At 30.8% G+C, this 15,141-nt stretch carries 22 protein-coding genes; 13 read left to right on the top strand and 9 right to left on the bottom strand.

What is annotated here, in order from left to right; genetic code table 11:
* Positions 1–6 precede the first annotated feature (6 nt).
* The gene (locus tag BTO04_RS02595) at positions 7–261 is read left to right on the top strand and encodes a DoxX family protein (RefSeq protein ID WP_232455933.1); all 255 of its coding nucleotides are present in this window, start codon (positions 7–9) and stop codon (positions 259–261) included.
* Between the two features lies 1 nt (position 262).
* Here the strand turns inward: BTO04_RS02595 and BTO04_RS02590 are convergent, their stop codons facing one another.
* The 8 genes from BTO04_RS02590 to BTO04_RS02555 form a co-directional block, all read right to left on the bottom strand.
* Positions 263–616, bottom strand: coding sequence for a DoxX family protein (locus tag BTO04_RS02590; protein WP_087563011.1), 354 nt, complete (start codon positions 614–616; stop codon positions 263–265).
* Positions 617–948: 332 nt separating this feature from the next.
* Positions 949–1,176 carry a hypothetical protein gene (locus tag BTO04_RS02585; RefSeq protein ID WP_087563010.1) on the bottom strand — a complete coding sequence of 76 codons (228 nt, stop codon included), beginning with the start codon at positions 1,174–1,176 and terminating at the stop codon, positions 949–951.
* A 275-nt stretch (positions 1,177–1,451) separates the two neighbouring features.
* Positions 1,452–2,228, bottom strand: coding sequence for a glutamate 5-kinase (gene proB / locus BTO04_RS02580; protein WP_087563009.1), 777 nt, complete (start codon positions 2,226–2,228; stop codon positions 1,452–1,454).
* A 1-nt stretch (position 2,229) separates the two neighbouring features.
* The gene (proC, locus tag BTO04_RS02575; RefSeq protein WP_087563008.1) at positions 2,230–3,036 is read right to left on the bottom strand and encodes a pyrroline-5-carboxylate reductase; all 807 of its coding nucleotides are present in this window, start codon (positions 3,034–3,036) and stop codon (positions 2,230–2,232) included.
* Positions 3,037–3,094: 58 nt separating this feature from the next.
* Positions 3,095–3,286: a hypothetical protein gene (locus tag BTO04_RS02570; protein ID WP_087563007.1), complete on the bottom strand. Its 192-nt coding sequence runs from the start codon at positions 3,284–3,286 to the stop codon at positions 3,095–3,097.
* Positions 3,287–3,326: 40 nt separating this feature from the next.
* On the bottom strand, positions 3,327–3,524 hold the full coding sequence (rpsU, locus tag BTO04_RS02565; RefSeq protein WP_087563006.1) for a 30S ribosomal protein S21: 198 nt from the start codon (positions 3,522–3,524) through the stop codon (positions 3,327–3,329).
* 78 nt (positions 3,525–3,602) lie between these two features.
* The gene (locus tag BTO04_RS02560) at positions 3,603–3,791 is read right to left on the bottom strand and encodes a hypothetical protein (RefSeq protein ID WP_087563005.1); all 189 of its coding nucleotides are present in this window, start codon (positions 3,789–3,791) and stop codon (positions 3,603–3,605) included.
* 662 nt (positions 3,792–4,453) lie between these two features.
* Positions 4,454–4,936 carry a MarR family winged helix-turn-helix transcriptional regulator gene (locus BTO04_RS02555; protein WP_087563004.1) on the bottom strand — a complete coding sequence of 161 codons (483 nt, stop codon included), beginning with the start codon at positions 4,934–4,936 and terminating at the stop codon, positions 4,454–4,456.
* Positions 4,937–5,156: 220 nt separating this feature from the next.
* Here BTO04_RS02555 and BTO04_RS15700 point away from each other — a divergent pair, with 220 nt between their 5' ends.
* The 10 genes from BTO04_RS15700 to BTO04_RS02505 all read left to right on the top strand — a co-directional run bounded on the left by BTO04_RS15700 (position 5,157) and on the right by BTO04_RS02505 (position 12,674).
* Positions 5,157–5,312 (top strand): hypothetical protein, encoded by a 156-nt coding sequence (locus BTO04_RS15700; RefSeq protein WP_087563003.1) that lies wholly within the window; start codon positions 5,157–5,159, stop codon positions 5,310–5,312.
* A 58-nt stretch (positions 5,313–5,370) separates the two neighbouring features.
* Positions 5,371–5,748, top strand: coding sequence for a hypothetical protein (locus BTO04_RS02545; protein WP_087563002.1), 378 nt, complete (start codon positions 5,371–5,373; stop codon positions 5,746–5,748).
* Positions 5,749–5,912: 164 nt separating this feature from the next.
* Positions 5,913–6,635 carry a hypothetical protein gene (locus tag BTO04_RS02540; protein ID WP_087563001.1) on the top strand — a complete coding sequence of 241 codons (723 nt, stop codon included), beginning with the start codon at positions 5,913–5,915 and terminating at the stop codon, positions 6,633–6,635.
* Between the two features lie 404 nt (positions 6,636–7,039).
* Positions 7,040–7,699, top strand: coding sequence for an ATP-binding cassette domain-containing protein (locus BTO04_RS02535; protein ID WP_087563000.1), 660 nt, complete (start codon positions 7,040–7,042; stop codon positions 7,697–7,699).
* 183 nt (positions 7,700–7,882) lie between these two features.
* Complete coding sequence (locus tag BTO04_RS02530; RefSeq protein ID WP_232455931.1) at positions 7,883–8,170, top strand: hypothetical protein; 288 nt, start codon at positions 7,883–7,885, stop codon at positions 8,168–8,170.
* A gap of 129 nt (positions 8,171–8,299) precedes the next feature.
* The gene (locus BTO04_RS02525; protein ID WP_087562999.1) at positions 8,300–8,521 is read left to right on the top strand and encodes a PLDc N-terminal domain-containing protein; all 222 of its coding nucleotides are present in this window, start codon (positions 8,300–8,302) and stop codon (positions 8,519–8,521) included.
* A 181-nt stretch (positions 8,522–8,702) separates the two neighbouring features.
* Positions 8,703–9,275, top strand: coding sequence for a hypothetical protein (locus tag BTO04_RS02520; protein WP_087565303.1), 573 nt, complete (start codon positions 8,703–8,705; stop codon positions 9,273–9,275).
* A 183-nt stretch (positions 9,276–9,458) separates the two neighbouring features.
* On the top strand, positions 9,459–10,919 hold the full coding sequence (locus BTO04_RS02515) for a choice-of-anchor tandem repeat GloVer-containing protein (protein WP_087562998.1): 1,461 nt from the start codon (positions 9,459–9,461) through the stop codon (positions 10,917–10,919).
* 159 nt (positions 10,920–11,078) lie between these two features.
* Positions 11,079–12,197: an alpha/beta fold hydrolase gene (locus BTO04_RS02510; protein ID WP_087562997.1), complete on the top strand. Its 1,119-nt coding sequence runs from the start codon at positions 11,079–11,081 to the stop codon at positions 12,195–12,197.
* Entirely contained in the window at positions 12,198–12,674 is a 477-nt protein-coding gene (locus tag BTO04_RS02505; protein WP_087562996.1) for a cupin domain-containing protein, read from the top strand.
* Positions 12,675–12,803: 129 nt separating this feature from the next.
* Here BTO04_RS02505 and BTO04_RS02500 read toward each other — a convergent pair whose 3' ends face one another.
* Positions 12,804–13,223, bottom strand: coding sequence for a helix-turn-helix domain-containing protein (locus tag BTO04_RS02500; RefSeq protein ID WP_087562995.1), 420 nt, complete (start codon positions 13,221–13,223; stop codon positions 12,804–12,806).
* Between the two features lie 88 nt (positions 13,224–13,311).
* Here BTO04_RS02500 and BTO04_RS02495 point away from each other — a divergent pair, with 88 nt between their 5' ends.
* Both BTO04_RS02495 and BTO04_RS02490 read left to right on the top strand, forming a co-directional pair.
* On the top strand, positions 13,312–14,013 hold the full coding sequence (locus BTO04_RS02495) for a hypothetical protein (RefSeq protein WP_087562994.1): 702 nt from the start codon (positions 13,312–13,314) through the stop codon (positions 14,011–14,013).
* A gap of 4 nt (positions 14,014–14,017) precedes the next feature.
* A complete protein-coding gene (locus tag BTO04_RS02490; protein ID WP_087565302.1) occupies positions 14,018–14,818 on the top strand; it encodes a hypothetical protein in 801 nt (266 codons plus the stop codon).
* Positions 14,819–15,141 lie beyond the last annotated feature (323 nt).

Raw genomic sequence — 15,141 nt, 5'->3', positions numbered from 1 at the left:
GATAATATGAAAGAAGAATTTGAATCTTATGGTTTACCAGAATGGGTTATGTATTTTGTTGGTAGCTTAAAAGTAATTTTATCATTAGGGCTTTTGGCATCAATTTATTATGATAAACTAGAAGTTCCTTCAGCATTTGGAATCGCATTTTTAATGTTTGTAGCAATACTGATGCATCTAAAGATAAGTGACCCAATTAAAAAGTCTTTACCCGCATTTATATTTTTTACATTGTCTCTAATAGTTGCACTAGTGCAATAGACTAAAGATAAATTTTTAAGAAATAGCTAAAAAGGTAGCCATTAAAAATCATAAAGGCAAATGATGGTAATGAAAGTAAAATAGCATCTTTAATTTTTAGCCTAACTATAAAGCCTAGTAACATTTGTATGGTAAGTCCTGCGGTAGCAATCATTCCTAATAAAGGATAAGATATACCTAACAATAGCGTGATTGACCCTATTATTTGAAGACTACCTGTTATTTTTCGCTGTAGTTCACTCAATTTAAAACGACGAAATTCGTGCTTCATTTTATCAGAAGACAGACAGCTGTAACCATAAAATAAAAAAGAAATTGCCGAAAAAATAATTAAAATAATGTTTAGCGTTTCCAAATTACAATTAGTAGATGTTAGTTTCGATTAGCATACAGTTTTATAAGCTTTCAACAGGAAACTATTCTTAAAACCAAAATTACACTCTTTTATGGTAATTATTGATACTATATTCAATTTTATATATTTATATTAAATATACTGCCAACAAAATTTTAATTGAAGATAACTTCATATCGCTTTAAAAGGGCTAAAGAAGTATATTCTAATTCTTATTAAATCATAGCTTCACGAAAGATATGGAAACAATAACCATCTCTAAAACATCCTGTTGGGGGGATTTTTTACAACAGGGCTATAATTGTATACTTAATAACATTTAATTCCATAATCTAAAAAGCAGGTTCAGGCCTTCCTTTTAAACGCTTTTCAATTCTTTTCTTCTTTACTGTTAAACGTTTCATTATATCCATTAAACTAGTGTCTTTAGACTCTTTATAAATCTCGTTCAAGGCTAGTATTAGACGCTTTGCTTCTCTTGATGCAACCACTCTATCACTTGTAGACATATTGCTCATTTTTGCATTTTCAAACTCTAGTGCTTCGTTTACTAATTCCATAACTTTACGTTTTGTTTATATTTATATAAATATAATTAAACAACATATATATTTAATCATTATATAATTGATTCTAATTATTTAAGTATTGATTTCAGTTATGCGAAACATCAAAACAAATTATTTACTTCCATTTATAGCCTTTATTTTTATTTATAAAATTCCTTAAATGGCTTGTTATATATCTACTATGGCTAAAATAAAGGATTTCATATGATAAATAATTCAAACATTATTTGGTCATTTACACTACATTTGTGTAACTAATTTTTTGATTAAAGCGACACCTTCGTTCCAATATTTTTTCCATCAATAATATCAATAATTGTATTATCTCTCTTACCATTTGCAATAAAAGTTGGAATATTATGAGCAGCAGTCTGTTGAGCATAAATAAGTTTTGATCCCATACCGCCACGGCCTTCTCCTTCCTTTTTATCATTATTATTATCCTTAATATATTTTTCTAAATCTTCTTTAGGAGTAACATTATGAATAAGATTACTACTCTCTACATCAGGATGTCCAGTATATAACCCATCAATATCTGTAAGAATGATAAGCCTATCGGCATTGATTAATTTGGCAATAAGACTCGCCAATTCATCATTATCTGAAAACATAGACATTGTTAATGATACAGCATCATCCTCATTTGCAATAGGAATAACGCCTTCTGATAACAATCCTTCACAACAGCTAATCATATTTTCTCGATGTATTCCTGGACTAAAATCTCGTTTGGTAGGAAGTACTTGTGCGCACCTCATTCCATGGTCTTTAAAGATTTTATAATAAAGGCTCATCAATCTAGGTTGTCCTATAGCAGAATACACTTGTCTTTTCTGTGTTTTATTTTGTATACTAGAATCTCCAAGCACTTCTTTCCCTGCAATTACAGACCCTGATGATACTAAGATGGTAATAATACCACGTTCATAGAGCTCAGCAATCTGTTTAACCAATCTTGTTAATACAGGTCTTACAATTCTATTATCTTTATTTGTCATTACATTGGTTCCCACCTTAATAACAATTATTTCTTTATACATATTAATTTTCTTTTCCTAATTCAACAGCTCTGGTGAAAGCTGCAAATGCTGCTTCTTTAATTAATTCACTTACATTATTATCATCCATTGAATCTAGTGCTGCTTGTGTAGTTCCTCCTTTTGATGCAACTTTTTCCATCCAGGAATTAGGTGATAAATTAGATTGATTGAAAAGTTCTATCGCACCAGTAAAAGTCTGACTAACTAAAACCTTAGAGTCATTTTTTGAAAACCCCATTTGTAATGCCGCTTCCATCATACTTTGCATAAAGTAAAATACATAGGCAGGACCACTACCAGAAATTCCAGTAGAAGCATCAATTAAGCTTTCATTACTTACGCGAATAGATTTTCCAGTGGTATTTAATAAACTCTCTATGGTTAATAATTCTATTCGTGAGGTATCTGATGAAGCTACATAAGAAGTTACTCCCATTCCTACTTGTGCAGGTAAGTTTGGCATTGCGCGTATCACTTTATTTAAACCTGTTAATTGCTGTATAACATCTAAAGTAACTCCCGCCATTATAGAAACAAGAACTTGTCCGGGTGTAACCAATGAATGCATCTTTTTAAATAAGTCTTCCGCATGATGGGGCTTAACAGCAATAAAAATAATATCTGCTTTTGGCACACAATCTTCTAGCTCTTTAAAGGCATCGAAGTGTGAAATTTGATGAAGCTTTTCTAATTTTTCATCAGAGGTATCCAACACCATTATATTTTTTTTCTTGAGCAGGTTTGATTTAGACATTCCTTGTGCATAGGTTAGTCCCATATTTCCTGCGCCGATAACTAGTACTTTCATAAATATTTAAAATGTAAATTAATGTGATGTATAAATGATGTATTTTGGCCTTGTTTAATTACGCAAGAGGCATACAATCCTCACAACTTTTCACTTCACCATAATACGTTTCACGATACTTATGTACCGTTTTTATGGGCAAGCCTAAGAAGTGTTTTTTTATATAGGTAACTTTAGTGGTAAGTTCTCCCATTTTTATACTAAAACGTTTTTCTATTTTTGTTTGTCTTTTAATCTTAATAATTCTCATAAACTAAGTTTTTTTTGTGGTTAACAAATTTGATCCTTTTTTATAACTCACGATCTTTTCTTAAATACTGTTCTTTATATTGGGCTTTCTTCATTTTTTCCCTCTTTTTAACAGACTTCTTAGTGTGATGCTTTCGATCTCTGACTTCCTTTAACTGCTTGACATTTCTATGCTTTCTTTTGTAACGTTTTATAGCTCTGTCTATTGATTCACCTTCTACTACTTTTATTTTTAACATTATTCTTTTATTTATTTAATTATTCTAAATAGGTCTTTATTATTTTTTTAATAATATAATTAACCAATTAATTTTTATCTATTTAATTAACATTAATCGTTCACTGGTAATCCCAACTATTTTAACAATTTCCTTAAAACTAATGGACCTAAAAGAACCAATACCAAAATATAACCGAATGCTATTTGCTTCTTTATTTATTAAGTTCTCATTTGTACTTTCCACATCCGATTGAAACAATCCTTGCATTAAATTTTGAAACTTCATTTTGCCTTATGAGCGTAACTATAGAAACATACCTAACTAGGTAACAGAGACATCTAACTTTTTTTTGGAGGATCTTGTACTAACTGTTTTACACTATGAAATTTTGAATCTAAAGCAAGTGAATCATGGAACTTATGCTAAAGTGTGCTATCATTTTTTAAGTAAAGACGCTATGGATTTTGGGAACTGATAAATTGAGTTTCCCTCGTTTCATTGAATATAGGAAGTTTTCTGTTTAGCAACCTTTCTTTTCATTATCATCTTTTAAGACACTTCAGAATAAAGTTTAACACCACCGTTAGTTATAAATAACAAACCGGTCTGTGTTTCTTACTTAGTAGATTAACTAACAATTATTTTAGAATTTTTATATCCTTTAGGTATTGCTTTCATTGAAACTGTGGATTTTTTATTTACCCATATAATTGCTTTTTCAAAATATTCTTCTTTTATTATCTAATTAGTTTTTAGAGAAACAATACTTATAAAAAGCTTTATAATAGTAATTATAATGCAAATGTACGATAAATAGTTCGTATAGAAACTATTTATCTGTTATAACATGATTTACCACCCAAGAACAGCGCTTAGGAGCTTGTAAAAAAGATTGTGTGTGTTTTTAAGGAGAGTGATGATATTAAGGTCTCAAAATATTGGTTTTACTAATTAGGAGTGTCAGACATCTCTTTAATAGTAAGTAACGGAGCTGCATCTAAATCTTCAACCTCCATTATAGAAGTTAGTAATTCTATATTCCTATTCAATTCTTCAATCTGCATAGGGGTTAACTTTTTTAGCCTTTTTGATAATTTTTCTTGAAGCGTTATTGGAGATTTCTGAAGTAGCTCAGCACCTTTGGCAGTTAACGTAATAAAAACAGCTCTTTTATCATTGGGTTCTGGCACTTTAGCCACCAGCCCTTTACTTACTAATCTAGAAATAAGACCAGAAACTGTACTCGCATTTAAATTGATGTAACTTTTTATATCTTTAGCAAAGGCACGATAGTCTTGCTGGTCAGATAAATACTGAAGTACTAAAAGTTGTGGAATACTAACACCTAATTCTTTTTCTACCTTTTTACTTTCAAGATTTATAGAACGAATTATTTTACGAAGCTTTATTAGGATTTCAATATATTTCAAAACGTATACATTTATAATTTAATTCAAAGGAAACCATTTAAATTTTAAAACTGATTTTTTTTATAAAAAATAATCATTAGTTTCTTTGAGCACTTAGTTTTTTACTCAATAATTAGTCTACATATAGACATAATTGATACATTTTTATTTCCACATACATTACACGCTACTCCTACCCTAGGCTCGCACACCATTTTGTCATTCGTTTGCTACACATTGCATAGAAAACAATGTAAATTTAAGGTATTTACAGAATATGCTAGGGCATAACTCTCCGAAAACTACAGAAATCTATACCAAAACAATTTATATTAATAATAAAAATATCGAAAGTCCTTTGGACAATATGCTGAAAAACGTTAAGTTTATGACATAAAACATATATGCGATATATCAACAATACGCATATACAATTGTTGTGGTGCATTTGAGAAATGACGTATAAATTTCAAAATAAGGAACTTAAAATCGGCGAAAAATTGCTTGAATTTGACAATGAAATAAAAGAAGTGATTGACTTTGACGGGTTTTTAGTCGTGCGAACTGATTATTATGAATCAACTACGAATGAAAATGTTTACGGAATAAATACTGACGGAAAAATAGAATGGCAGATTGAGAAACTGACTAAATTCACTCACAACGGAATTGAATATAATGGAATTTCAGAACCGTATACCTCAATAATAAAACTGACTGACAAAACTCTGAAATTAATGAATTGGGATAGTACAAGTTTTGAGGTTTATGCACATACTGGCGAATTAAAAACTAACCCAATGGAATCACGAATTGGAAAAAGACCGTGGTAAAAAAAACGCACCACAACAATGTATAAAAATAATCGCTCAATTTTGGGTTTAACCAAAGGTCGTTGCAAGTTTACTACGTCTGATTTTCCTGCGGAAAATCCTCGCACGTAAACCCGCAACTATTCTTATACTAACCGTTACCTGCAAGCTAAAACAACGAGCGAATGAACATTTTACAGAAAATAGCAAGAAGAATAATTAAGGTTTCATTTGATACTTCTGTTTCGACAATTGAGTATTTCAGTAAAATGGACAAGTACCACCAACAAGTTGAAGAATTAAGAAAACTTGAAAACGGGACATTGGGCAAGGAAATCGCAAATTGCTTGGACGACCACCGATTGACTCTTGTGCCAAAATATGAAAGTCACGACTTAAAGCACGTATTGCTTGATTACAAAATGACAGCGGAAGACGAAATTCGAATGCAAGCATTTATGATTGGAAATGGAAACTATTCAATTCCTTCATTCACAATTTTCTTTTTCGGTGCTCTTCTTCTTCCTGACTTGTGGTTGACTTTCTATTCGGACTTTAAAAAAGGAAGACAAACTATTCCAATATCAAAATGGACAATTAACGACTTTTCATACAAGCAAATTAGTGAATTAAGAACTGAATTGGCTAAAACAAAGCGACAAAAAATGAAACTAATGAATATGAAACAATTGACTCAATTTGCTGCAATAGCAACAGTTTTGACAGGAGTATTTGGAATGCTATTTTGCTTACCGTTTTTGTTCTCTTCTAATGTGGCGGACTTAGTTGGAGCGGGATTCCCATTTGTGGGCGGAGCAATATTGGTGGTAGGTGGACTTCTCACTCTATCGAACTTAACGAAAGAAAAAAATAAAAGCCAGCAGGTAACAATGTATATGAAATCATAGCCGCCTATCGGCAGGCTACACTTCATATACTAACCGTTAGCTACAATTCCACTCATTTCCAAAAATGAGTAATTAATAATAGATAAATTAAAAAAAAGCTATTCTGAAAAGTGAAAAAGATACATTTAATATTTTATTTTTATAAGTCATTTGCATTAGCAAGTATCATAATATCTGGATTTTTATGTTATTTAATAAATCTTTGGGAAAGAAATGGATTAATAATTTCAATACTAATATTCTTTAAAATAATTACATTAGGAATTATCTACTATTTTATAAATGACTCATATAAAGACGAATTTATTTTTTACAAGAACCTTGGTTTATCTGAAAAATACTTATGGATTTCAACTATTAGTTTTGACTTTATGATTTATTTTATAATGATAATATTAACTTAAATGAGAAAAAATAAATTAGAAATTGATAGTGTTTTATTTGAAGTTAAAAATAATCAAATATTAAACAATGTCTATTTAAAACTTGAAACAGGAACTATTACAGCTGTATTAGGAAGAAATGGTTCGGGAAAATCCTCTTTGTTCAAAATAATTATGGGAACTCTCAAACCAAGAGAAAAATCCTTACGAATTAACGAAGTTTCTTTTTTCAATAAAAATCCTTCAAATAAAGATATCTTATATTTATCACAAAACAATTTTATTCCAAAAAAACTAAAAATAAAAACAGTATTCAATTTTTTTAAATTAGATTTTTTTGATTTTGCAGAATATTTTCCAGAATTTAAAAACATATCAAAGAATTGTTTAGGAACATTATCTGGAGGAGAAAGAAGAATTATTGAAACATATCTCATTTTAAAATCGGAATCAAAATTTGCAATACTTGATGAGCCTTTTTCTCAAATTATGCCTGTTCACGTTCAAAAAATCAAGAATTTAATTATTCAATCTAAAGAAAAAAAAGGAATATTAATTTCAGACCATTTATATGAACATATCAAGGATATAAGTGATGAAATTTACTTGGTAGCTAATAAAAAGGTTTATTTAACAAAAGAAAAAACTAATTTAATTAGGTTAGGCTACTTGAGAAAATAACTGTAGCTAACACCGTATAAACTTTATTGCTGGCTTTGGCTCACTTGGGAAATTCCTTCGGAATTTCGCTGTTCGTGTTTTATTTAGTAAATTCATTGCTTAAACAACGCAACAAAGCTTATACAACAACGTTAGCTTTAATGCATTAGCAAGTTTGCGAAATCGGAATTCTAAAACAAAAAAATGAATTTTAAATTAAGAAAAACAGACAATAAAAATAAAAAAATGAAAACAGTTAAAAGAAATTTCATAAAAAATCCAACGATAAAGAATTTGATTTTATTTACATTATTGTGGTTTGTAGGATTATTATTATTGACATTAAGCACAACTGATTTATTTACTGAAAGTTTTTTTCAAAAAAAATATGTAATGATTTACTTTTTAATGATAGGTTCAACAATAGCAGCAGGAAAACTTTACTTTAATTATTGGAAAAATACGCTGAATTATCACTCAAACGGACAATAAAATATAACTTTGGAATTGCACTATAAAAACTGACTGAATTACTGTTCAGAATTTGACAAAACTGCGAAATAGAAAATCGGAACTGAATAAAATAAAATTTGAATTTGAATACCAAAAAAAGCTAAAAATATGGATAATCTAATTAATGACTTCTCAATCGGACTTTTTGTGTGGCAAACTTTAATACTTTTATCAATTGGACTTTGGATTTATTGTTTGATTGATATTTTAAAAAATAAGTTCTTACAAAATGACAAGCTAATATGGATATTAGTAGTAATATTTATACCTTTTATAGGTTCTTTAATGTACTTATTCATTGGAAAAAACAAGAAACTGAAATTAGAGTAATATAAAGCACTAAAAGCTAGCACCGTATATGATTTATTGCTGGCTTATTGCCTACTTGCGAAAGTCCTCGCGGACTTTCTTTGTCCGTAATTATTTACTAAATTAGTTGCTTGAAACACGCAACAAATTATATACAACAACGTTAGAAGCCATTAAGGCCAAACCAAAAAACATTAAAACAATGAAGAAAATATTTTACTTATCTATTCTAATATTTATTGGATGTAAAAATCGAACTAACTCTGAAATTAATATTCACCAAAACGATAATGTTGTAATAGCAAATAAGTTTATTGATGCATTTTATTCATTTAATAAAGATTCTTTGAAATTATCGCTATCATATGCTAAAAAATCACATCCTTCTATTTTGTATTATCAGAAATGGGCAGAATGTGGAAATTACGAAGTATTAAATCGTGCTGACTGTGTAGAAAAAAATGATTCTCTAGTTATATGTCCTGTTACAGTAAAAGATGATCTAATGAAAGCACTTCAATTAGATTTAAATGTTACAGACACTTTTCATATTATCATAAAAGATAGAAAAATCAGATCTGTTCAAACATCGTCAAATGATCCTGACGTATACTATGAAGCAAAGGATTGGATAAAACAGAATCGGCCAGAAATAATTGAAAAGCCTTGTGAAGATGCCTGGGAAGGAGGACCAACACCTTGTGAATGTATTAAAGGAACTATACAAGGTCTCGCTGAATTTAAGGCTAATGAAGTATCTCAAAAAACTCAATAACGGCTTCTAACAATGTATAAAAATAATCACTCAATTTTGGGCTTAACCAAAGGTCGTTGCAAGTTTACTACGTCTGATTTTCCTGCGGAAAATCCTCGCACGTAAACACGCTACTATTCTTATACTAACCGTTGGTATTAATTAAAAAAAACTAAACTTATTAATATTAAAAAATCTACAAACATGAAAAAACTAACACTGGCAATTATTTTTAGTCTATTGGCTTGCGTAATTGTAAACGCACAACAATACATGTATGGCACCACATTCGCAGGGGGAGCAAATGGTCTAGGAACTATTTACAGAGTTGACCAAAATGGTCAAAACATTCAGAAACTGTTTGATTTCACTACCACAACTGGAGGTAATCCCACGGCAGGTTTAACATTAGCTGGTAATGGTAAGCTTTACGGATTTACAAACTCTGATGGACAAATTGTTAATGCTGGAGCAGTATTTGCGGCAGGTTCTTTTTATGAATTTGATCCTCTAACAAATAATTTGCAAGTAATACAATACTTCGATGATTTATCTCCGACAGGGTATTTGCAGAATATCAGCCCATTACTTCACACTAATGGTTTATTGTATTCCACTAGTGAAATAACAGGTATGGGTAATGATGGAAAAATTTGGTCTTATGATATAAATACGGGTACAATTTCAATTTTAGACACTTTAGATGCCAACATATATGGTCCAAATAAAAGTAAATTAATGGAGGCATCTGACGCTCATATATACTTCACAACGGCTAGCGGCTCAACAAACGGTTATGGTGCAATAATTAGATTTAACACCGCTACAGACTCACTTGAGGTAGTTTATGCATCGCCTGGAGGTTTTCCCAACAGTAATCAATTTGAAGGGGCTAGCAATAATCCATTATTTGAAGCTTCAGATGGCTACCTTTATGGTGCTTCAAAATTAGGTGGAGCTAATAATAAAGGAAACCTTTTTAAAATTGAAAAAAATGGCAATAACTATCAAAACCTTTGGAGTTTTGAATGGATTGTAGCAATTGAAGGTTGGGATCCACAAGGTGGTTTTATAGAAAAAAATGGTTTCTTATATTCTGCTACTGCACAACACAATCAACAAGATGTCAATTCAGGTACGTTTTATAAGGTAGAGCTGGCAACAGGAAATCTTACATTTACTAACTTCCTAGATTTTGAAGGGTATAGACCAATAGGAACATTTATAGAATCATCAAACGGAAGGTTTTATATAACCTGTTCTGGTGGTACTATTACCAATGGTAGCATTGTTGAATATAATCCCTTAAATGGCAATATAACTCAAAGACATGATTTTAATATAGGGAATAATGGAGTAAACCCACTGCGAAACTCTCTATGCCTTGTAGACTTTTCAGCTTTGAGTATTAATGAAGCTTCTTTATTAGATAATGTTGTTAAAACATACCCGAATCCTTTTCAGGACATCGTTAATATTAAAGTAGAAGGATCATATCAAATTGAAACTATTAAAATATTAGATATGGAAGGTTCTGAATTATATATTGATAATTCTAAGTCAAATGAATCTAATGTGAATACATCTTTTCTATCATCAGGTATTTATTTATTATACATCCAAACAGATTCAGGTAGTACAACAAGAAAGATTATTAAAGAATAACTAATGCCAACAAGGTATAAAAGCAATAGCGGTTTAGGTGTAAACTCAAACCGCTATTGCTTTTAATTAGAATATTGTAAACCGATAGTTAGTGCGTTTTAATCCGCTACTGCTGTTATACTAAACGTACGCAAGCTAAAAAAACGAAGTAGCAAGAAAATGACATATAAAATTGAAAATTGGAGAATTGCCTCAGCATTATTATTCGCTATCTTATACGTAGCCTGTAATAACGAAGAAAAAGTTGCCTCAGAAAATATTGACATTATCGAAATTAGTGAGCAAGGAAGTTTTTCAGTCGGAGGGGAAGTGTTACAAAGTTCTGGAAATTTCGACCCTGTAGCTCACGGTTTTTTTAATCCAACGAATCAAAACACAGAAGGACAGACAATTCACGGAGACCACGCTACTGTTTTTTATCAAATACCATCTCAATCAAAGAAATTACCTTTGGTGTTTTGGCACGGTTATGGTCAATCAATGAGAACTTGGCAAACTACGCCTGACGGTAGAGAAGGATTCCAATCCATTTTCTTAAAAAAGAAATATTCTGTTTATTTAGTTGACCAGCCAAGACGTGGACTATCAGGAAGAAGCACAAAGCCTATGACAATGACAGCAAATACTGATGACCAACTTTGGTTTGGGATTTTCAGACTAGGAATAAACAATGAATTTTATCCTGATGTTCAATTCTCTAAAGAATCCGAAGCTCTTAATCAATTCTTTCGCCAAATAACACCTGATACAGGACCCTTAGATATCGAATTAAATATAAATACAATGTCAACCTTATTTGACAAGATTGGTGATGGCATATTGGTTACTCACTCTCATAGTGGTGGACAAGGTTGGCTTACTGCCTTAAAAAATGAAAGTATCAAGGCTATTGTCAGTTTTGAGCCAGGGAGCAACTTTGTTTTTCCAGAAAATGAAGTTCCAAATTCAATCTCATATTTTGGAGGCACTCTATCTGCTCGTGGTGTATCAAAGGAAATCTTCAAAAGATTGACTGAAATACCTATAGTTATTTACTATGGCGATTATATTCCAAAAGAAAAAGTATTTGATAATCCGGGTCAAGAGCAATGGCGTGCCGCATTAGAAATGGCAAAACATTGGACAAACGTAGTTAATGAATATGGTGGAGATGTTACTCTTATACATTTACCTGAAAAAGGAATAAAAGGCAATACTCATTTCCCGATGTCAGATTTAAACAACAAAATAATAGCCGATTTAATGAATCGATGGTTAATAACTAAAAACTTAAATTAAATGAAAAATTCAATTTTATTCTTGCTAGTACTAGTCTCTTTATCAGCCTATTCTCAAAAGACTGAATACGAGGTTGCTTCATATCTGACAGAAGGTAATAAAGCACCCAATACTCATTACATCGGAGAAGCTTGGTTGAACGCTATTATCCACGATGATAAAGAATTAGGTTATAACATCACAAAAGCAACTTTTAAAGCAAACTCAACCTTGGATTGGCATAAACATGGAACAGCGCAAGTCTTGATAATTGTAGATGGAGAAGCCTATTATCAGGAGAGAGGAAATGAGCCTGTAATTTTGAAAGAAGGAGATCTAATTAAATGTGAGAAAGATACGGAACATTGGCATTCCTCCTCAAAGCTTAGTGATGTAACATATTTGGCTTTATATGGCGGTGGACAACCAACTACTTGGACTGAAGTAGTAACACAGGAATACTATGATGAAGTAGCCGAAAAACTAAAAAGCAATTAACCCTCTAAAACTAATCAAGAGAATAGCAAAAAAAAATAGCCAGCGTACAACACTGTATATGAAATCATAGCCGCCTATCGGCAGGCTGCGCTTCATATACTAACCGTGGTATGCCATTTGAGAGCAACATTATCGGAAATTAAGCAACATAGCATTATAACTATCTTGAACAGTTTGAATAATTAAAGTCTTATCTGCATTCAAGCCTTCAATATCATCTATTTCATTAAATTCTCGCATATTGGAATTTCCCCACAAACTGAATTCAATAATTATTGGAGTTAAACGAATCCCCTTTTCCGTTAACAAATAAATATTTTCTTTTTTATTTTCGGGCATTTTCGTTCTGAATATCAGTTTATACGATTCTAACAATTTTAATCGTGCAGATAAAATGCTCGGAGCAATTCTTTCGTCTGAATCAGAAATTTCCTTGAAAGTCTTTTTATGCTTAACAAGCATATCTCTAATAATTAACAAAGACCATTTATCACCTACAACATCGAGTGTAGAAGAGATTGGACATCCAGAACGAAATTCTTTTTTCATTTTTTAGAAATTATTACTATTAATTCGATAGTAATTTATATTTTTGCTTTCAATTCGATAGCAATATTACAAAAATTAAACAAGAATTATGTTAGCAGGACATTTTACAACGGCATTAATTGCAAAACAAAAATTCCCAAAAGGAACGTTACTTTATTTTTTAATTATATCTCAATTGCAAGATTTTTTGTGGTTTACCTTTCACTATTTAGGTATTGAACCAACCAATCCAAGTGACGCCTTTGATGCCACTTTAAGTAATATGGTAGTCGATATGTTATACAGTCATGATTTGTTACCTCAATTATTTTGGTTGGCTACTGTTTTCTTACTTGGGAGATTCCTATTTAAAAGTACTAAAATAGGCTTAGTAAGTGTGGCTTTAGTCTCTATCCATTTTGTTTTAGATTTATTTTCAGGTCATATGCACCACATTTTTGGAGCGGACACAATAGAAGTAGGTCTTGGACTGTATGCGTCTAATCCTTATGTAGCTATTTTAATAGAAGCCTTATTTAGTATTGGGGCTCTATGGTATTTCTTTAGAGAAGAAGCAAAAAAAGGAATTATTAGAACTACAAAAAATAGAATTGCAATTATTTCTGTTTTCGCTTATGGAATTATTTTTATGCTACTAATTGCAACAAAATCTTTTAGAGAGTTATTTGGTATTCCAGAATTTGATTTAGGATTTAATACCAATATGCCTACGCTCATTTTCACATACGGTGCAATGCTTTATTGCTTGAATTATTTTGTACCGAAGTTTACGCTTGACAAAAAACACTAAGGCAATGATTGAAGGAATATTAAATTTTATTAAGGAATTAAAAATTCGGAACGAATCCTTGTTTTATTTTGGTTTGTTCTGCTTATGTCTTACAATAATTTTTATCGTTTTAACTAAACTTACAACTACACAAGTTCACGGAGTAAACGCTTGGTTTAAGCCTTTCAAATTTGCTGTTTCAATAGGAGTATTCGCTTGGACAATGGCATGGTATTGCCATTATTTGGCAAATTTTAATATAACACCTTTTAATTGGGTAGTCATTATTTTGTTTGGTTTTGAACTTTTATACATCACTTTTCAAGCCTCACAAGGACAGATGTCTCATTTCAATGTAAGTACATCCACGTATTCAATGTTGTATTCATTAATGGGTTTAGCGGCTACAATCGTAACACTATATACAGCATACATTGGCTTATTGTTTTTTACACAGACTTTTCCTGATTTACCAAATTACTATGTTTGGGCAATTCGTTTTGGAATACTCATTTTTGTAGTTTTTTCTTTCGAAGGTGCTTTAATGGGTTCACGAATGAACCATAGCGTAGGAGCAATCAATGATAATTCTAACTGGTTTATTGTAGGTTGGAGTAAAACGGTAGGTGATTTAAGAGTATCTCACTTCATAGGAATGCACGCTTTACAAATACTTCCACTGCTTTCATTCTTTATCTTTAAAAACACAAAAGCAACAATTATAATTTCAATATTCTACGGACTTCTAGCAACGACAACACTAGTACAAGCATTAAAAGGAAAACCTATTTTTCAGAAAACTGAAACAACTCAAATAAAAGAATAAAAACGGCACACAACAAAGAACTGAGCTAAAAAACAAGGCTTTTCTTCATTAATTTTGTACACTATTATGCTAGGCTTAATTTTATAATTAAGCTTTTTTTGTTCATTTTTTTTTAGATTTCATTTACTATTTAGCCACAAATACCGTCACAAAAGTTGAATTATGAGGATGCCCTGATTTTGCAATTGCGAAAGCCTGTTTTAATAGTTTATTAGAAACTGGCTATCAATGCTAATTTTTAACACGCTATAAAAATGTTGCTATTTAAATATTAACTACTTCAATATCAGTAAATTTTTTATTCAGTTTGTATTTACTAAATT

Origin of the sequence: Polaribacter sp. SA4-10 (genome assembly GCF_002163835.1) — a bacterium.
Classification (GTDB): domain Bacteria; phylum Bacteroidota; class Bacteroidia; order Flavobacteriales; family Flavobacteriaceae; genus Polaribacter.
Note: the sequence above shows the minus strand (reverse complement) of the source record. Positions and strands in the feature narration are given on the sequence as shown.